The 17,554-nt window shown below is 65.0% G+C and carries 18 protein-coding genes, 4 tRNA genes and 1 pseudogene; 5 read left to right on the forward strand and 18 right to left on the reverse strand.

Translation table 11 applies throughout. The features are described 5' to 3' along the window. From IEY68_RS33025 to IEY68_RS33095, 15 genes are all read right to left on the reverse strand, one after another. Positions 1 to 1,854: RNA polymerDNA-directed RNA polymerase subunit B (locus IEY68_RS33025; RefSeq protein WP_505784740.1), on the reverse strand; the 1,854-nt coding region annotated here is incomplete at its 3' end. Positions 1,855 to 2,413: 559 nt separating this feature from the next. Next, the gene (locus IEY68_RS33030; protein ID WP_058855020.1) at positions 2,414 to 3,499 is read right to left on the reverse strand and encodes an ABC transporter ATP-binding protein; all 1,086 of its coding nucleotides are present in this window, start codon (positions 3,497 to 3,499) and stop codon (positions 2,414 to 2,416) included. Between the two features lie 255 nt (positions 3,500 to 3,754). After that, positions 3,755 to 4,135 (reverse strand): 50S ribosomal protein L7/L12, encoded by a 381-nt coding sequence (gene rplL / locus IEY68_RS33035; RefSeq protein WP_058855021.1) that lies wholly within the window; start codon positions 4,133 to 4,135, stop codon positions 3,755 to 3,757. Between the two features lie 78 nt (positions 4,136 to 4,213). Next, the gene (gene rplJ, locus IEY68_RS33040; RefSeq protein WP_058855022.1) at positions 4,214 to 4,753 is read right to left on the reverse strand and encodes a 50S ribosomal protein L10; all 540 of its coding nucleotides are present in this window, start codon (positions 4,751 to 4,753) and stop codon (positions 4,214 to 4,216) included. 334 nt (positions 4,754 to 5,087) lie between these two features. Then, complete coding sequence (locus tag IEY68_RS33045) at positions 5,088 to 5,651, reverse strand: NADPH-dependent FMN reductase (protein ID WP_058855023.1); 564 nt, start codon at positions 5,649 to 5,651, stop codon at positions 5,088 to 5,090. Between the two features lie 300 nt (positions 5,652 to 5,951). Continuing rightward, complete coding sequence (gene rplA, locus IEY68_RS33050) at positions 5,952 to 6,665, reverse strand: 50S ribosomal protein L1 (RefSeq protein ID WP_058855024.1); 714 nt, start codon at positions 6,663 to 6,665, stop codon at positions 5,952 to 5,954. 159 nt (positions 6,666 to 6,824) lie between these two features. After that, positions 6,825 to 7,259 carry a 50S ribosomal protein L11 gene (gene rplK / locus IEY68_RS33055; protein WP_030525641.1) on the reverse strand — a complete coding sequence of 145 codons (435 nt, stop codon included), beginning with the start codon at positions 7,257 to 7,259 and terminating at the stop codon, positions 6,825 to 6,827. 84 nt (positions 7,260 to 7,343) lie between these two features. Further along, the gene (gene nusG, locus IEY68_RS33060; protein ID WP_063000794.1) at positions 7,344 to 8,114 is read right to left on the reverse strand and encodes a transcription termination/antitermination protein NusG; all 771 of its coding nucleotides are present in this window, start codon (positions 8,112 to 8,114) and stop codon (positions 7,344 to 7,346) included. Positions 8,115 to 8,230: 116 nt separating this feature from the next. Continuing rightward, a complete protein-coding gene (gene secE, locus IEY68_RS33065) occupies positions 8,231 to 8,626 on the reverse strand; it encodes a preprotein translocase subunit SecE (RefSeq protein ID WP_063000793.1) in 396 nt (131 codons plus the stop codon). Between the two features lie 32 nt (positions 8,627 to 8,658). Then, positions 8,659 to 8,731, reverse strand: a tRNA-Trp gene (locus IEY68_RS33070). 279 nt (positions 8,732 to 9,010) lie between these two features. Further along, the gene (locus IEY68_RS33075; RefSeq protein WP_058855067.1) at positions 9,011 to 10,063 is read right to left on the reverse strand and encodes a fused (3R)-hydroxyacyl-ACP dehydratase subunits HadA/HadB; all 1,053 of its coding nucleotides are present in this window, start codon (positions 10,061 to 10,063) and stop codon (positions 9,011 to 9,013) included. Between the two features lie 324 nt (positions 10,064 to 10,387). Continuing rightward, positions 10,388 to 10,558, reverse strand: a complete 171-nt coding sequence (gene rpmG, locus IEY68_RS33080; protein WP_011211653.1) for a 50S ribosomal protein L33 — start codon at positions 10,556 to 10,558, stop codon at positions 10,388 to 10,390. Between the two features lie 44 nt (positions 10,559 to 10,602). Next, positions 10,603 to 10,675: transfer RNA gene (locus IEY68_RS33085), tRNA-Met, on the reverse strand. Between the two features lie 70 nt (positions 10,676 to 10,745). Next, positions 10,746 to 10,818, reverse strand: a tRNA-Thr gene (locus IEY68_RS33090). 186 nt (positions 10,819 to 11,004) lie between these two features. Continuing rightward, positions 11,005 to 11,087: transfer RNA gene (locus IEY68_RS33095), tRNA-Tyr, on the reverse strand. A gap of 196 nt (positions 11,088 to 11,283) precedes the next feature. On the opposite strand from IEY68_RS33095, the gene IEY68_RS33100 reads away from it, so the two are divergent. After that, entirely contained in the window at positions 11,284 to 11,775 is a 492-nt protein-coding gene (locus tag IEY68_RS33100) for a YajQ family cyclic di-GMP-binding protein (protein ID WP_058855026.1), read from the forward strand. Between the two features lie 134 nt (positions 11,776 to 11,909). On the opposite strand, the gene htpX is transcribed toward IEY68_RS33100, so the two are convergent. Next, entirely contained in the window at positions 11,910 to 12,779 is an 870-nt protein-coding gene (gene htpX, locus IEY68_RS33105; protein ID WP_058855027.1) for a zinc metalloprotease HtpX, read from the reverse strand. Between the two features lie 308 nt (positions 12,780 to 13,087). Continuing rightward, entirely contained in the window at positions 13,088 to 14,110 is a 1,023-nt protein-coding gene (locus IEY68_RS33110) for a polyprenyl synthetase family protein (RefSeq protein WP_058855028.1), read from the reverse strand. 243 nt (positions 14,111 to 14,353) lie between these two features. On the opposite strand from IEY68_RS33110, the gene IEY68_RS33115 reads away from it, so the two are divergent. The 3 genes and pseudogenes from IEY68_RS33115 to IEY68_RS36605 form a co-directional block, all read left to right on the forward strand. Then, a complete protein-coding gene (locus IEY68_RS33115; protein WP_058855029.1) occupies positions 14,354 to 15,625 on the forward strand; it encodes a geranylgeranyl reductase family protein in 1,272 nt (423 codons plus the stop codon). 6 nt (positions 15,626 to 15,631) lie between these two features. Further along, positions 15,632 to 16,084 carry a helix-turn-helix transcriptional regulator gene (locus IEY68_RS33120; protein ID WP_058855030.1) on the forward strand — a complete coding sequence of 151 codons (453 nt, stop codon included), beginning with the start codon at positions 15,632 to 15,634 and terminating at the stop codon, positions 16,082 to 16,084. 9 nt (positions 16,085 to 16,093) lie between these two features. After that, positions 16,094 to 16,261 (forward strand): annotated as a pseudogene (locus IEY68_RS36605) (VOC family protein); the annotation flags it as partial. Positions 16,262 to 16,323: 62 nt separating this feature from the next. Here IEY68_RS36605 and IEY68_RS33125 read toward each other — a convergent pair. Continuing rightward, entirely contained in the window at positions 16,324 to 16,830 is a 507-nt protein-coding gene (locus IEY68_RS33125; RefSeq protein ID WP_058855031.1) for a DUF2505 domain-containing protein, read from the reverse strand. A gap of 250 nt (positions 16,831 to 17,080) precedes the next feature. Between IEY68_RS33125 and IEY68_RS33130 the strand changes: the two genes are divergently transcribed. Continuing rightward, positions 17,081 to 17,554 (forward strand): DUF3592 domain-containing protein, encoded by a 474-nt coding sequence (locus tag IEY68_RS33130; RefSeq protein WP_058855068.1) that lies wholly within the window; start codon positions 17,081 to 17,083, stop codon positions 17,552 to 17,554.

Consider the following 17,554-nt stretch of genomic DNA (forward strand, 5'->3'; position numbering starts at 1 on the left):
CACAGGAGCCTCGGAACGGATCAACGGCACCGCCTGACGCTGCATATTCGCACCCATCAAGGCACGGTTCGCGTCATCATGCTCCAGGAACGGAATCATCGCCGTAGCGACCGACACCATCTGCCGCGGCGACACGTCCATGTAGTCGACCTCGATGGCGTCGACGAATTCCATTTCCTCGTTGCCGCGGCGGCACAGCACCCGGTCCTCGACGAAATTGCCGTCGACGTCGACCGCGGAGTTGGCCTGGGCCCGGACGTGCCGGTCCTCCTCATCGGCGGTCAGGTACTTGACCTCGTCGGTGACCCGGCCGTTCTCCACCTTGCGGTAGGGCGTCTCGATGAAACCGAACGGGTTGACCCGCGCATATACCGACAGCGAACCGATCAGGCCGATGTTCGGGCCTTCCGGGGTCTCGATCGGGCACATACGGCCGTAGTGCGAGGGGTGCACGTCGCGGACCTCGAGGCCCGCGCGCTCACGGGACAGACCACCGGGACCCAGCGCCGAGAGACGACGCTTGTGGGTCAGCCCCGACAGCGGGTTGTTCTGGTCCATGAACTGCGAGAGCTGCGAGGTTCCGAAGAACTCCTTGATCGCGGCCACGACAGGGCGGATGTTGATCAGGGTCTGCGGCGTGATCGCCTCGACGTCCTGGGTGGTCATCCGCTCACGGACCACACGCTCCATCCGGGACAGGCCGACCCGGATCTGGTTCTGGATGAGCTCGCCCACAGTACGCAGACGACGGTTGCCGAAGTGGTCGATATCGTCCACGCCGACCGGCACCTCGACGCCGCCGGGAGCAGTCATCATCCGGTCGCCGGCGTGCAGTCGCACCAGGTATTCGATGGTGGAGACGATGTCCTCACGGGTCAGCACGGACCCGTTGATCGCCTCGCCCGGGTGCAGACCGAGCTTCTTGTTGATCTTGTAGCGACCGACGCGCGCGAGGTCGTAGCGCTTCTCCTTGAAGAACAGGTTCTCCAGCAGAGTCTGCGCGGACTCCTTGGTGGGCGGTTCGCCCGGACGTAGCTTGCGGTAGATATCGAGCAGCGCCTCGTCCTGGCCGGCCGTGTTGTCCTTCTCCAGGGTGGACATCATGATCTCGGAGAACCCGAAACGCTCGGTGATCTCCTCCGCGCTCCAGCCGAGCGCCTTGAGCAGCACGGTCACCGGCTGGCGACGTTTGCGATCGATACGCACACCAACGGTGTCGCGCTTGTCGACGTCGAACTCCAGCCATGCACCACGACTCGGGATGACCCGGACGCTGTGCAGATCCTTCTCGGTGCTCTTGTCGACCGAATGGTCGAAGTAAACGCCCGGCGAACGCACCAGCTGGGAAACCACGACACGCTCGGTGCCGTTGATGATGAAGGTGCCCTTATCGGTCATCATCGGGAAATCTCCCATGAAGACCGTCTGGCTCTTGATCTCGCCGGTGTTGTTGTTGATGAATTCCGCGGTGACGAACAACGGCGCCGCGTAGGTCATGTCTTTGTCTTTGCACTCGTCGATAGAGGCCTTGACCTCTTCGAAACGAGGATCGGAGAAAGACAGGGACATCGAGCCGGAGAAATCCTCGATCGGGGAGAGTTCCTCGAGAACCTCCTCGAGCCCGCCGACCAGCCCGCCGTCACCGCGAGCGGCAGCGCGCTCGCGCCAATCCGGCGTGCCGACCAACCAGGCGAAAGATTCCGTTTGTAGATCGAGAAGTCCGGGCACCTCCAGCGGCTCCCGGATCTTCGCGAAAGACACCCGCAACGGAGCCCCGGGGATACCCCCGGAAACTCCCAGCTTCGTATTGGCGCTTGTCTGGGTGGAGACTGCCAAGATGCGTCCTTCCAGCACCTCACGCGCGTCGCGTGGTGGTCCGCGACCGTCGCTTGTCTGCTACATTTTGGGATTCTCGCTGGTCACAACCCGAACGAGACTCGAACAGCAAACAACGGAAGCAACACCGGAAGGGTGGGACTTTCGTAGTGCGATCAAGGAATGGACAGGAGGCAGCCAGCGCAACGTCCAAACCTACACCTACCTACACGGAGGTGTCAAAGTACCACCCCGGCGAAGCGTTGCGTGGCTGACGCGCCGGGCCGGTTCCGCTGGCTGCGTTGGCCGACCACGGGCGGAGCCTCCGACAACGAATTCGGCGCTGGCGGTTGTCCACTACCGACGGCGGCCGAAGCCGCCACCAATAGCGTGACTGGTCCGGCGAAACTCGTCAAGTGCCCGTGCCGACCTGGCTTCCTTCGGATCGCCGGGCGCACTACAAGATCAGTAACGCTTGCCCGCATCGCCCCTGTTCCGGCCGGATCCGCCGGGCCGCAGAAGCCTGCCGACCGTTCCCGGAACACGAAACAGCGCGCCGGGTACGGACCCGACGCGCTGCTCTGGAAACAGGCTTTTCTTATACCTTGGGGTACTGCATGGTGTCGAAATCCGACCCCGGGAAATCGTTACCGCGCTCACCACTGCCACGCTGGCCCGAGTTGTACGACATGACCATCGTCTCGTCGTTCTGATCCAGCGACTCCCGGATAGCCACCTGCGCGGCGTGCGGCAGCGTGTGCATGATCTCGCGCACCCGGTTCTTGCGCCGCTCCACCGCCTGCCGCACCGGCATACCCGGCTGAGCCTTCATCTGCGGGATGATGCCGTCGACCTCTTCGGCGCCACCGTGATGATGGCCGGCATCCACCATGGCCTGCTCACGCGCCATCTGGGCCTCGTCCTTTTCCTCGGACATACCGATGGGGCCGATCATGCGGCCGTTGAGGAACTGCTTGACCACCGGCTCCTCGCTGGTGAGCAGTACCTCGCGTGGGCCGAACATCACCAACTGGCGGCGGAACAACATACCGATGTTGTCCGGCACCGTACGGGCCAGGTTGATGTTGTGGGTCACGATCAGGATCGTGGCGTCGATCTGGGCGTTGATATCGATGAGCAGCTGGCTCAGATAAGAGGTACGCACCGGGTCCAGGCCGGAGTCGGGCTCGTCGACCAGGATGATCTGCGGGTCGAGCACGAGGGCGCGCGCCAGCCCGGCGCGTTTGCGCATACCGCCGGAGATCTCGCCGGGCAGTTTGCCCTCGGCACCGAGCAGACCGGTGAGCTCCAGCTTCTCCATGACGATCTTGCGGATCTCGGACTCGGACTTCTTCGTATGCTCCCGCAGGGGGAAGGCCACATTGTCGAAGAGGTTCATCGAGCCGAACAGCGCACCGTCCTGGAACAGCACACCGAAGAGCTTCCGGATCTCGTAGAGCTCCTTGTTGGAGCAGGTGGTGATATCGGTACCACCGATGAAGATGGAGCCGCGCTCAGGCCGCAGCAGGCCGATCAGCGACTTCAGGAATACGGACTTACCGGTACCCGACGGGCCCAGCAGCGCGCTGACCTCACCGGCAGGCAGGGTAATAGAAACGTCCTGCCAAATCCGTTGTGAACCGAACGACTTGGTTACACTCTCGGTCCTGACCTCGACGCCCACGCCAACCTCCACATTTCTCAGCGAGCCACCCACTCGGCACCGCAGACCCGGAAGCGGTGCGTCACGTCACAGTAGGTCCGGTCACTGTAACCCATGGCACGCCCATAGCACACCCGACCTGACCGAAGAGTAACCTCGGCTGCCGATCTCGATACGGCAGAACGGCCGTTAACCAGCGTGGGGGAAACAGGCGGAAGACGAGAAAACGGGCGGCCCCGAAAGGGGACCGCCCGTTTCCGGCAGTGCCGGTCGGTATTACTTGACCGAAACCTTGGCGCCGGCGCCTTCCAGCTTTTCCTTGGCGGCCTCGGCGGCATCCTTGGCCACCTTCTCCAGGATCGGCTTCGGCGCGCCCTCGACGAGATCCTTGGCCTCTTTCAGGCCCAGGCCGGAGACGATCTCACGGACCACCTTGATGACCTGGATCTTCTTGTCGCCGGCACCCTCGAGGATGACGTCGAATTCGTCCTGCTCCTCGGCGGCCTCGGCGGCGGCCGGGGCGGCACCGGCGGCCGCGACGGCGACCGGAGCGGCGGCGGTGACCTCGAACTTCTCCTCGAACTTCTTCACGAAGTCGGAGAGCTCCAGCAGGGTCATGTTGCCGAAGGTTTCGAGCAGCTCGTCAACGTTGGCCATTGTTGTTTCCTTTCGATTGTGAATGTCTGTGCGGGCGAGCCGGAGTCGACCGTTCCGCGAATGGGGATGCGGAAGGCGTTACTCCGCGGCGGCGTCTGCGCCTTCGGCCTGCTTCTTCTCCTGCAGCGCGGCGGCCAGGCGGGCCACCTGCGAAGCGGGAGCGTTGAACAGACCGGCGGCCTTGGCCAGGTTGCCCTTCATGGCACCGGCCAGCTTGGCCAGCAGGACCTCGCGGGACTCCAGATCGGCGATCCGCTCGACCTCGGATACGGACAGCGGTGCGCCGTCCATGTAGCCGCCCTTGATGACGAGCGCCTTGTTGTCCTTCGCGAAGGCCTTGAGCGCCTTGGCGGCGTCGACCGGTTCACCGGAGATGAACGCGATCGCGGTGGGTCCGACGAAAAGATCGTCCAGACCTTCCACGCCGGCCTCGGCCGCAGCGCGCTTCACCAGGGTGTTCTTGGCGACGGAGTACGTGGCATCGGCACCGAGCGCACGACGCAGTTCGGTGAGCGCACTGACGGACAGGCCACGGTATTCCGTGACAACTGCGGCCGTCGAGCCCTTGAACTGCTCGGTGATCTCCGCGACCGCGGTAACCTTTTCGGGTTTCGCCATACTTCGCCTCCTCTCTGATGTCGGTATGGAACTGGCCTACCGAATCAGGGGCCGGCAAAAGAACAAGCGCCCCGAACGCAGAGCGTTCCGGGGCGCGTAAGGAAATCTCCACACGGGTAACCGTGTCGCTTCCAGCCTCGGCTCTCCCTGCGTGGGCCGCCGGCACTCTCGCCGGACCTTCGACCGATTCCATGAGGAATCGACGACCAACGGTCTTCGGTAGAACAGAATGGTGGTGTCGAACGGGTCGACAACCTGATCGAGCATACCCGGACAGTCCCTCATCTGGCAAAACGGTCGAGACAGCCCGACCGGCCGGGGTCTCGGCCTTCTTCTAACGGATGCCGTCGTCGATCCGGCCGTTGTCGAAGCTCCGGCGGTGCCCGACCAGCCGACGCACCACATCGGCCGCGCCGGCCCGGAATTCCGGCGAGGCGACGAGCCCGTCTTCGCCGATATCCGTCCGCGACAGGGGCAGTCGCGCGCAGATCGCCTCGTCCACATCGGCACCGAGGTACCCGAGCACACTGGCCAGTGCGGCCGTGGCGCCCGTACCGCGCCCGGTCGCCACGACGGTGAGCCAGGCGACCGGCTTGCCGTACAGATCACCTGTGCCGACGGTCCAGTCCAGCAGGTTCTTCAAGCTGCCCGGCAGCGTGCCCGCGTACTCCGGCGTACAGAACAGCACCGCGTCCGCGGCCGCCAGTTGCCGCCTCAGATCCAGCACCGCGGGATGGGCGGGCTCGGCCGCATCGGGTACGAACGCGGGCAATTCGGCCAATCCGCCGTACCACCGCGCCTCGACTCCATCCGGCGCCACAGCGCGGACAGTGCGCAGGGCGGTCGAATTGGTGGAGCCGACGCGCGTACTCCCGGAAACCAGCAATACCACCGTCACGCAATGCCGCAACGATGATCCGTGTGGAAATAGTCCCCTACAGCGGCAGGGAGTCGTGTACCGGCGCACGGCACGTCTCCCCCGGAGCAACAGAACGCCGGCGATAACCCACGCGGCGAGAAAACTCGCACCCGACAATCTCTCGAAGACACTTGCCGATGAGGCGCGGCTCAGGAAACGACTTCCGGAGACCCCCAGCGTTTCCCTCGTATCCGGAAACGGAACGCCCACATATACGCGAAACGGCGGGAGCGTCGGATGACGCTCCCGCCGTGGCGGTATTCGTGTTCCGGGTAGCGCTTACGCGTCCTCTTCCAGGAGGTTGCGGGTGCGGTTCGGGTCCACCGGGATGCCCGGTCCGGTGTTCGTCGAGACCGTCACCTTCTTGACGTAACGCCCCTTGGCGGTCGACGGCTTGGCGCGCAGGATCTCGTCCAGCGCGGCACCGTAGTTCTCCACCAGCTTGCTGTCGTCGAAAGACGCCTTACCGATGACGATATGCAGGTTGGCCTGCTTGTCGACCCGGAAGTTGATCTTGCCGCCCTTGATGTCGTTCACCGCTTTGGTGACATCGGTGGTGACCGTGCCGGTCTTCGGGTTCGGCATGAGACCGCGCGGGCCCAGGACACGCGCGATACGGCCGACCTTGGCCATCTGGTCGGGGGTGGCGATCGCGGCGTCGAAATCCAGCCAGCCGCCCTGGATCCGCTCGATCAGATCCTCGGCGCCCACAGCGTCGGCGCCCGCGGCTTCCGCCTCGGCCGCCTTCTCACCGGCCGCGAACACGATGACGCGGGCGGTCTTACCGGTGCCGTGCGGCAGGTTCACGGTGCCGCGAACCATCTGGTCGGCCTTACGGGGATCGACGCCGAGCCGGATGGCGACCTCGACGGTCGCGTCCGTTTTGGTGCTGGAGGTCTCCTTGGCGAGCCGCGCCGCGCTCAGCGGCGAGTACAGCGTGTCGCGGTCGACCTTCTCGGCTGCGGCGAGGTACGCCTTGCTTCGTTTTGCCATGTTTCTCTGTCCTTGTCGTGGTTCAGCTGTGGTTATCGGGCCTGGCCGGCCCTCCCACCCGGAGCGGGATCGCGATAGAGAGGCTGCGCTACACCTTTGCGGCCGGATCACTCATGACCGCGGAGACCGCAGCGAAGGCGGAGGTATCGCAGTATCGCCTCAGCCTTCGACGGTGATACCCATCGAGCGCGCGGTCCCGGCGATGATCTTGGCCGCCTGATCGATATCGTTGGCGTTCAGATCTTCCTGCTTGGTCTTCGCGATCTCGCGCACCTGATCCATAGTCACCGTGGCGACCTTGTTGCGATGCGGCTCGGGCGAACCCTTCTGCACACCGGCGGCCTTCAGCAGCAGCTTCGCGGCCGGCGGGGTCTTCAGCTTGAAGTCGAAGGACCGGTCCTCGTATACCGAGATCTCGACCGGGATGACGTTGCCGCGCTGCGATTCGGTCGCCGCGTTGTACGCCTTGCAGAACTCCATGATGTTGACGCCGTGCTGACCGAGCGCCGGACCCACCGGGGGAGCCGGGTTCGCGGCGCCGGCCTGGATCTGAAGCTTGATGATCCCGGCGAGCTTCTTCTTCTTGGGGGGCATCTTTCTTTCCTAGGGTGTGGTTTTCCTTGCTCTCTGCAAGTTCCGGCCCGGGGCTCGCGGCCCCGGGAGCACAGGCGCCGCCGGTTAGATCTTGGCGACCTTGGTGAATTCCAGCTCGACCGGGGTTTCGCGTCCGAAGATCGAAACGAGCACCTTGAGCTTCTGCTGTTCGGCGTTGACCTCGGAGATGGTGGCAGGCAGGGTCGCGAACGGACCGTCCATCACGGTCACCGATTCGCCGACCTCGAAATCGACCTCGATGGTGGGCTTGGCCTTGGTCTCGCCGGCGGTCTCGCCACCGGCGGCGGCCGGTGCGGCCGCCTTCTTCTGCTGCGAAGCCGGAACCAGGAATTTCACCACATCATTGATGGTCAGCGGCGAGGGACGCGAGGTCGCACCGACGAATCCGGTGACACCCGGAGTATTACGGACCGCGCCCCAGGATTCGTCGTTCAGATCCATCCGGACCAGGATGTAACCCGGCAGCACCTTGCGGTTGACGCTCTTGCGCTGACCGTTCTTGATCTCGGTGACCTCTTCGGTGGGCACCTCCACCTGGAAGATGTAGTCCTCCAGGTCCAGGTTCTGCACACGGGTCTCGAGATTGGTCTTCACCTTGTTCTCGTAACCGGCGTAGGAGTGGATGACATACCAGTCGCCGGGAGCACGCCGCAGTACGGCCTTCATCTGCTCGACCGGGTCCGGTTCTTCCGCGTCGGCGGATGCGGGTGCGGCCTCGTCGGCAGCCTCGGGCGCGGCGTCGGACGCCGGCTCCTCGACGGATACAGCGGCCTCCTCGGCCGTCTGATCATCGACCGGGAACTCGTCGGTGGTGTCGTTCTCCGGGGTGCTCACTGGGCACTCGCTTCCTGTGTCGTCACGTGCATCCTCTGCGTGCCAAGGTTCGGGCGCGGCGTCGGGCTCCGTCCGGCCCGCGGTGCGGATCGGTTACCGGCTCCGATATCGCCTGGCTAACCGAACAACCAGTCGACACCCTTGATGAACGCCAGATCCAACCCGCTGATGAACGCGACCATGAAGACCACGAACACCAGAACAACGGTCGTATAGGTGATCATCTGCTTCCGGTTGGGCCAGATAACCTTCCGCAGTTCCGCGATCACCTCACGCAGGAACTTGAACAACCGCACGAACGGATTACGAGACCGTTCGCGATCGGCTCGGCCGGACTTGGCCTCGCGCGTGGATCGATCGATGGTAGCGATCGAGCCGGTATCGGATGCGCCCGATGAGGCGGACCGGCCCCGGCGAGCGGAGCGCTTTCCGCTCGGCCGCTGCGCGGCGGCGGCGTTGTCGCCGTCGTCGGCACCGTATCCGCCGCGGCGGTTGTCCCGCTCGTCGGTCACGTCGATCCTCTCTCATCGCCGGTAATCCAGGGCAGGGGCGACAGGACTTGAACCTGCAACCTGCGGTTTTGGAGACCGCTGCTCTGCCATTTGAGCTACGCCCCTTCGGCTGGACTCCGACACTGTCGTGAGGTCCAGCCACACTGCGATATTCAATTATCGGCACTGGTGTCACACAACACGCGCGCCGCTCCAGCAGGCGCCGGCCCGTCGGCGGGGCCGGTCGAACCGGTATCGGCTCGAGCCTACTCAGCCACTACGGCCGATATGAACGAACCCCGCCTGGAACCAGCTTGCAGAGCAGCGCGCATCGGCTGGTGACCCCAGAAACCCGAGTGTACGGCACGGTCGGCGACGGAAGCCAATCAGGGTCGCTCGACCAGGTCAGGACAATTGGACGGTAGCCGTGGCCCGGCCGAAGATCTTGCGGCCGCCGGACTTCGCCACGATCGCGATCACCGCGGTCTGCGTCTCCGGGTCCAGGGACTTGACCTTACCGGTGAACTCGACCTCGGCCGGCTCGGTGGCACTCACGAACACCGGGCTGGTGAATCGGACGTTGTACTCCTTGACCGCGCCGGGATCACCCAGCCAGGAAGTGACGAAACCGCCACCCAGGCCCATGGAGAGCATCCCGTGCGCCACGCAGGCGTCCAGATCCACCAGTTTGACGACCTCGTCACTCCAGTGGATGGGATTCGCGTCACCGGAGACACCGGCGTAGTTCACCAGATCGCCCCGGGTCAGCTGGACGACGCGGGCGGGCAGCTCGTCACCGACCGAGACGTCGTCGAACGCTCGGGCGAACCGGACCGGTACCACTTCGCCCGCAGCCGGAGCGGGAACCTCGTGCCGGGTGCGCGGGGTGTGATCGGGCCCGGCCGCGTCCATCCCGTGCATGAGCACCTTGCGGACAGCGGCGTTCAGGTTCGGGTCGATATCGCCGCCGCTGCGGCCGACCAGGGTCGTATAGGTGGTGAGAACGAGCTCGTCACGCTGATCGGTGACGATGTTCTTGGTGACGATGATGTCGCCACCGAACGCCTGCCGGAAAGAATGCAGATGTACATCGCAGATCAACTGGTCGCCGACCACGATCGGTCGGTGGAACTCCAGGATCTGGTCGGTCTGCATGATCTGGCTCAGGTCGTAGCCGGTGACGACCGTCTCGAAGAGTTTTCGCTGGGCCAGGATCCCGACGAGGGAGATGAAGGTCAACGGGGCGACGAGGCCGTCGTAGCCGAATTCCAGGGCGACGTCTTCATCCCAGTGCGCCGGGTGGCTGTCCTGAACGGCACGGGCGTATTCCCGCACCTTTTCGCGACCGACCTCGTAGTAGTCGTCCACACGATAGTGGTGACCGACCATGGCGGCCGCATGTACGGCGGGATCCAACTCCGCATCCGTCACGACCGCTTCGTCTGTACCAGTGTTCAATGTCACGGGAGGACTGTACCTATCTGACCCCGCAGCACGGAGTCTGCATGGCGGCTGGACATCGGGCCTGAAGATAGTAGTCGGCGTGACCGAGCAGGCCGCCTGATCATTACCGCGGCCGCAATCGGACACGGAATCGGTGGTTCGCGTAACCATCGCAGGACCAGGACGCCGCCATCGGACGGAATACGAACCCCGCAGCGCCTCGGGCCACCGAGTCGGAACCCGGTGGTGACCACGACCTCGACGCTGTGAACATCCGACACGCCGAATCGCACGCGGACGCTCGGGACCCGCTGCTACCGCAGCGGCGTCACGCGAGAATCAGCGGGATTCGCGATGCGCCCGGTGCGTACCGCAGTTCGGGCAGAACTTCTTCAGTTCCAGCCGATCCGGGTCGTTGCGCCGGTTCTTCTTGGTGATGTAGTTGCGATGCTTGCACTGCTCGCAGGCCAAGGTGATCTTTGGCCGGACATCGGTGGACTTCGCGGCCACGATATGCCTTCTTTCCGGTCAACCAGAGGGTCAATCAGTATGGGTAGCGATGGCCGGACTCGAACCGGCGACACAACGATTATGAGTCGTTTGCTCTACCGCCTGAGCTACACCGCCTTATGCGCCGACTGCGAAGGCGACGCCGCGGCTTGGAGTGCCGAGTCGGGACACCACCGGCAATCCGGCGAGCCCCCTAACGGAATCGAACCGTTGACCTTTTCCTTACCATGGAAACGCTCTACCGACTGAGCTAAGGGGGCACGACCTCTCAGCAACGGAACCGACGAAGTCGTACCCGTTGCCTCGAAGACTTGAACGAGAGTACACACTCACCGCCATGAGCTCCAAACCGAGTGGTCAGAGCATATTTTCCGGTTAACGGACCGGCCGTGTCGGTCCGGAAAGAACAGAACCCCCGCCGGTGTTCACCAGCGGGGGCTCGGAGGTGGCAGGTGTAGGATTCGAACCTACGTAGGCTTTCACCGACAGATTTACAGTCTGCTCCCATTGGCCGCTCGGGCAACCTGCCTCGTACCGCACTCTTGATCTTTCGATCGCTTTCCCAGTGCGCTCAGCAGGATACAACGAACCCGCACCCCGAATGCAAACCCGCTGGCCAGATCGCTCGAACAGCCCCCGATCACCATCGCGGCACAGCCCCGCGCTACCGACCAGGTAGCTTGCGTAAGCACTCAGGGTGATCCAACAGCGAACAGGAGCGCAGTGTGGCCGATTCATCATTCGACATCGTCAGCAAGGTCGAGCGGCAGGAGGTCGACAACGCCCTGCACCAGGCCGAGAAGGAGCTGAACACACGCTACGACTTCCGCAACACGGGCGCGGAGATCGAATGGTCCGGCGAGGACAAAGTGGTGCTCACCGCAGAATCCGAAGAGCGGGTGAAAGCCGCGCTCGATGTGTTCAAGGAAAAGCTCATCAGGCGCGATATCTCCCTCAAGGCCTTCGACGCGGGCGAGCCGATCGCCTCCGGCAAGACCTACAAGATCACCGGGACGCTCGTCCAGGGCATCGACTCCGAACATGCCAAAAAGATCTCCAAGAAGATCCGCGACGAGGGCCCCAAAGGCGTCAAAGCGCAGATCCAGGGCGAGGAATTACGCGTCAGCAGCAAGAAACGAGATGACCTGCAAGCCGTGATCTCGCTGCTCAAAGGCGACGATTTCGGGATCGCCCTGCAATTCGTGAACTACCGGTAGCCGACTGTGTCGATCGTGCATGAGCGAGACCGGCGGGCGGCGATCCCGCTGACGCGGAGACCGAAGCGGCGGCGAAGGTATCGCACTGCCGTCTCCGGGCCCGACTCGCTCATGCACACCGCCGACCCGAGCCCTCAGCGACCGGCCATCTGCTCCAGCCGCGCGATACGGTCCGCCATCGGCGGATGCGTCGAGAACATCCGAGCCATCCGATCACCGGTCCGGAACGGATTGGCGATCATCAGATGTGACTGCGCGGTCAGCCGGGGTTCGGGCGGCAACGGTGCCGCCTGCACCCCGCGCTCCAATTTGCGCAACGCCGATGCCAGCGCGAGCGGGTCGCCGGTGAGTTCCGCACCCGACTCGTCGGCCTGATACTCCCGCGATCGGGATACCGCCATCTTGATCAGCCCCGCGGCGATCGGACCCAGCAGCGAGACCAGCAGCACACCGATGATATTAGGCCCGGAACCGCCTCGATTACCGCCGAACGCCGCCGCGAAATACGCGAAATTCGCGAGTCCGGAAATCACCGCGGCCATCGCCCCCGCGACCGACGAGATCAGAATATCCCGGTTGTAGACATGGGAGAGTTCGTGCCCCAGCACGGCACGCAATTCCCTTTCGTCCAGAATCTGCAGAATACCGCTGGTACAACACACCGCGGCATGCCGCGGACTACGCCCGGTGGCGAACGCATTGGGCGCATTCGTAGGACTTATGTACAGCCGCGGCATCGGCTGCCGGGCGATAGTAGCCAGCTCACGCACTATGCGATAGATCGCCGGCGCCTCTATCTCGCTCACCGGCTGCGCCCGCATGGCCTTCAGCGCGAGCTTATCGCTGTTGAAATACGCGTAGCCGTTCATTGCCACGGCGAGAAGAACCGAGACGATCAGAATGGTCGTGTTCCGGAACGCCGCGCCCGCCAGCACTATCAGCGCGGAAAGTCCGACCATGAGCCCGAACGTTTTCATTCCATTCGCAAACCCGTGCCCGTGCATAGCACTCCTGTATACGTGGCGCGCGACCGGACGCGCGAGTTTCGGCCAGAACCGCTACAGCAGGACAACGAGCCCGGTCTTCGCGAAGTTCCGGGTTTATGGCGGCCCTTCGGCGCCGCGAGTCGGGCCCTGTCAGCCCCGGTTCTTCACCCCTGCGCTCAGTGGCTTCGCCGCTCCAGAACCGGGGACGGGCCCGACCACGGAGGTAGACCGACCAGAGGAGACGGGAGGGCGCGTAGTGGGCGCGCTGTCCGATGGCGGGAGGGGCCGCGACCCCGCGACGCCTCGTGCGGCGCCGAAAACAAGGCTCAGCCGACTCGTTCGATCGTGTACTGGACCAATCGGACCAGGGCGTCGTTGGCCGGGCCCGCGGGCAGCGCCCTCAGTTCTGTGTGGGCGATATCGGCGTATTCGCGGAGCTTCTCCTTCGCCCGGGCCATCCCCGGGGAGCGACCGAGCAGTTCCAGTGCTTCGGTGACCTCGGCATCCGATTCCAGGGGCTTCGCGAGCAGGGTGCGGAGACGGTCGCCGTCGGGGCCTTCGTCGCGCAGGGCGTAGAGGACCGGGAGGGTGTGAACGCCCTCGCGCAGGTCGGTACCGGGGGTTTTGCCGGACTGGGCCGATTCCGAGGAGATATCGATGATGTCGTCGGAGATCTGGAAGGCGGTGCCGACCGCGTCGCCGAGGCGGGCGAGGCGTTCCACGTGGTCGCTGTCGGCGCCGGAGAAGGTGCCGCCGAAACGGCCGGAGGCCGCGATCAGTGAACCGGTTTTCTCCCACACCACGCGCAGATAGTGGGCGATGGGGTCGCTGGATTCGCGGGCACCCATGGTTTCGCGCATCTGGCCGGTAACCAGTTCGGCGAAGGTTTCGGCGATGATGCGGACGGCATCGGGGCCGAGGGTGGAGGTGAGCCGGGACGCGTGGGCGAAGAGATAGTCACCGGCGAGGATCGCCACACTGTTGCCCCAGCGGGAGTTCACACTCGTCGCGCCGCGGCGCATGGTGGCCTCGTCCATGACGTCGTCGTGGTAGAGCGTGGCCAGATGTACGAGTTCGACGACGGTGCCGGCGGTGACGAGGTCGGGATCGCCGGGCCGGGGGCCCAGCTGGCCGGTGAGGATGGTGAAGAGCGGCCGGAACCGTTTACCGCCGGCCTTGGCCAGGTGCAGTGCGGCTTCCTGGAGGAAGGCCGCTCCGGAGGACAGTTCCTCGACCAGCAGTTTCTCTACTTCTTCGAGACCGTTGCGTACGGTCTCGGCAAGGGCAGGGTCTCCGAGGTCTACCCCCGCCACCACCGTGCCGGCTTCGCTCACAGCAGATGTGCTCATACCTTCTCCCAAGGACGCGTCCGACCCCACGGTGATGAACCTAGCGTGTTCACGTCGGAACGCCCATGAACACCGTCACTGTATTGATCGAGCATGAGCGAGACCGGCGATCGGTCATCACACTGGCGCGGAGGCCGAAGCGCAGGCGAAGGTATCGCACTTCCGCCGCCGGGCCTGAAACGCTCATGCTGTGCACCGTACCGCCATCGACATCACCGGCGACGGCCTGTAACTATTGACCGCATGGGTGCACCCGAAGCCACGCCATCCGATACCGACCGGGACGCGCTGCCCGCGCGCGTACAGGTGCTGGTGGTGGGTGCGGGCCCGGCCGGTTCGGCCGCCGCGGCCTGGGCCGCGCGGGCGGGTCGCGATGTGCTGCTGCTGGATTCCGCGGTCTTCCCGCGCGATAAGACCTGCGGCGACGGCCTGACTCCGCGCGCCACCGCGGAACTCGAACATCTGGGGCTGGGCGAATGGGTGCGAGCGCATACCGTCAACCACGGTCTGCGGATGGCCGGTTTCGGTGGCGAGGCCCTGCTCCCCTGGCCCGGGGGTTCGTTCCCGACCTACGGCAGCGCGATCCCACGGACCGAACTCGACGATAAATTGCGCGAGACCGCGGTGAAATCCGGCGCACGGATGCGCGACGGTGCGAAGGTCGTGGATATCGCGCGCGACGGCGACCGGGTCACCGGGGTGACGGTCCGGGTCGGTGCCGCATCGCACGAGATCGGCTGCCGGACCCTGATCGTGGCCGACGGCGTACGCTCCCCGGTCGGCAAACTGCTCGGCCGGACCTGGCATCGCCGGTACGCCTACGGGGTGGCGGCGCGGGCCTATATCTCTTCCGGCCGCAGCGACGACCAGTGGATCACCTCGCATCTGGAACTGCGCAATGCCGAGGGCGAACTGGTGCCCGGCTACGGCTGGGTCTTCCCCCTCGCCAACGGCGAGGTGAACATCGGTGTCGGCTCGCTGGCCACCGAACGCAGGCCGTCGCATATCGCGTTGAAGCCGCTGCTCGAGCACTACGCGGAGCTGCGGCGCGAAGAGTGGGAACTGAGTGGTTCGGTGCGCGCGGTCTCGTCGGCGCTGCTTCCGATGGGCGGTGCTGTCTCCGGTATCGCGGGCCGCAACTGGGCGCTGCTCGGCGATGCCGCCGGCTGTGTGAACCCGCTGAACGGCGAGGGGATCGATTACGGCCTCGAGGGCGGGCATATGCTCGCCGGCCTGCTGGACGAGCCGGATCTGACCCGCGTGTGGCCGGAACTGCTACGCGCGAAGTACGGCCGGACCTATTCGGTGGCGCGGCGGATCGCGGGCTTGGCCACCCACCCGCGGATGGTTCCGATCAGCGGGCCGCCGGTGATGCGTTCGAAGTTCCTGCAGCGCACCGCGGTCCGGGTGATGGGCAATCTCGTCACCGACGAGGACGTGGACCTCACCGCCCGGGCCTGGCGCACCGCGGGCCGGGCCTCGATGCGCTTCGACGACCTCGCACCGTTCTGCTAGGTCGTCGTGACGGTCCGGCCGGTACCCCGGGATCTGCTGCCACATCTGCGGCGGGCACGCGATCTCGTCGACCGTGAGTACGCCCGTCCGCTGGATCTCGACGGTATGGCGGCGGCCGCCGGGGTGTCGAAATACCTTTTCCCGCGCTGTTTCGCGGCCACCTACGGCCGCACGCCCGCGGTATATCCGGCCGAGCGCCGCATCGAGCGAGCACAGGATCTGCTGCGTGCCGGCAACACCACGGTGACCGAGGTCTGCATGCTCGTCGGATACAGCAGTCTGGGCTCGTTCTCCCGGAAGTTCACCGATCTGGTGGGGGTTTCACCGTCGGAGTACCAGGCGAAGTTCGCCGACGGCGTACCCCGGATCCCGGGCTGCTACATGTTCATGCACGGGTTGTCCGATCGGCGGCCCGATATCGCAATTTCGGAGAAGCCCGGCGATACGACCTGCCCATAGTCTCGGACCATGCCTCCGATCATCAACAACGTTTCGCTGGTCACCGTGTACGTGACCGATCGGACAGCGGCCAAGAACTGGTATATCGACATACTCGGATTCGTGGAAACGGCCGATATCCAAATGGGTGACAACGGGTTCCGCTGGGTAACTGTCGCCCACCCCGACCACCGGGAACGGTACCGGACCGGGACGTGTAGGTCCGGGGCCGCGCACTGCCGCGCGGCCCCGGAGGGACATCAGACCTCGGCGCGCTCGTCGAACCATTTGACGATGAACTTGCGTTCGCTCTCGGCGACCCGCCGCTGCAACTGCTCGGCGAGCGGTTCGATGGCGCCGCCGACCAGCGGAACCTTCACCTTCACCGAGCCGGAGATCACGATCTCCGAGCCCTCGGCGGTGGGGCGCAGTTCGTAGGTGCCCTTCATCTCCGAAGAAATGGCCGAGGAAGTCCCCTCGAAGGTCCCCGCGGCGGTGGATCCGGTGAGGGCCTGCCAATTGTCGATACGGGTGACGACCAATTCGCTCTTGAGCACCTTGCGCACGAGGCCGGGGATCTTGTCCTGGCGGATCGTCTCGTTCATTTCGACACGGCTGGTCCCCGGGCCACCGGGGTGGGACAGGTCGAGGGTGGCTGTCGGGGCGCCGGCGAACCGGTCGCGCCACAGTTCTTCTCCGGTGAGCGCGGCGTGGAGATCGGCCACCGGGATCGGATAGGACAGCGTGAAGCCGAATTTTCGGGCCATGAGCGCTCACCCTAGCCGACCCCGCTAGCCTGTTGCGGTGCCGGAAACCAGCCGCCGCGAACCGCGCGACCCCGGTTACCTCGAGGACGGCACGCGCGACGGCGCAGCCGCCCCGGCCGAGAACGATTCCGCAGGAGGCAGCGTGGCCGAGCAGACAGCAGTGGCCGAGCCGCTCGTCGCGGCCCCGGCATCCGGCGGCCGACCGGCGCCGGATACCGGCCCGGCACCACGATCGGCCCGGACGGAACGACTGCGCAAGGTGTGCGTCGGTGTGGTGATCACCGCGCTCTCGGTGAGCGTGCTGGTGTTGCTGCTGTTCCTGGCGGCCTGGCGCAACGACTATCTGATCGAATCCGACAAAGGCGCGACCACCGGTGAGGTGCTCTCGGCCGGACGGCTGCGCTCGGCCGTGATGTACGTGACCCCCGACGGGGTGACCCATAACCCGAAAGTCGGCGTCCTCTACCCGACCAACCTCACCGCGGGCGAGCGGATCAATGTCGAATACAGTCGCGCCGATCCCGATCTGGTCCGGGTGGCGGGTCGCGATGTCCGGGTCGCGATCCTGCCGACGCTGTCGGTGCTGGCCGTGACCTGGGCAATCACCCTGCCGACGCTATGGCTGCTGATGCGGGCGGCGACCGGTTCGATGAGTGTTCGCCCGATCTTCGATCCGGCGTCATATCGGCGACGCGTGCCGGGGGACCGCGGCCGCGCAGACTGA

This window comes from Nocardia jinanensis, from assembly GCF_014645735.1.
GTDB lineage: Bacteria > Actinomycetota > Actinomycetes > Mycobacteriales > Mycobacteriaceae > Nocardia > Nocardia jinanensis.

Excerpts from the sequence above, each read along its gene's own strand:
- rplL (WP_058855021.1), bottom strand. The coding sequence starts at position 4,135 with ATGGCCAACGTTGACGAGCTGCTCGAAACCTTCGGCAACATGACCCTG.
- rplJ (WP_058855022.1), bottom strand. The coding sequence starts at position 4,753 with ATGGCGAAACCCGAAAAGGTTACCGCGGTCGCGGAGATCACCGAGCAG.
- rplA (WP_058855024.1), bottom strand. The coding sequence starts at position 6,665 with ATGGCAAAACGAAGCAAGGCGTACCTCGCCGCAGCCGAGAAGGTCGAC.
- rplK (WP_030525641.1), bottom strand. The coding sequence starts at position 7,259 with ATGCCCCCCAAGAAGAAGAAGCTCGCCGGGATCATCAAGCTTCAGATC.
- htpX (WP_058855027.1), bottom strand. The coding sequence starts at position 12,779 with ATGCACGGGCACGGGTTTGCGAATGGAATGAAAACGTTCGGGCTCATG.
- IEY68_RS33110 (WP_058855028.1), bottom strand. The coding sequence starts at position 14,110 with ATGAGCACATCTGCTGTGAGCGAAGCCGGCACGGTGGTGGCGGGGGTA.
- IEY68_RS33115 (WP_058855029.1), top strand. The coding sequence starts at position 14,354 with ATGGGTGCACCCGAAGCCACGCCATCCGATACCGACCGGGACGCGCTG.
- IEY68_RS33125 (WP_058855031.1), bottom strand. The coding sequence starts at position 16,830 with ATGGCCCGAAAATTCGGCTTCACGCTGTCCTATCCGATCCCGGTGGCC.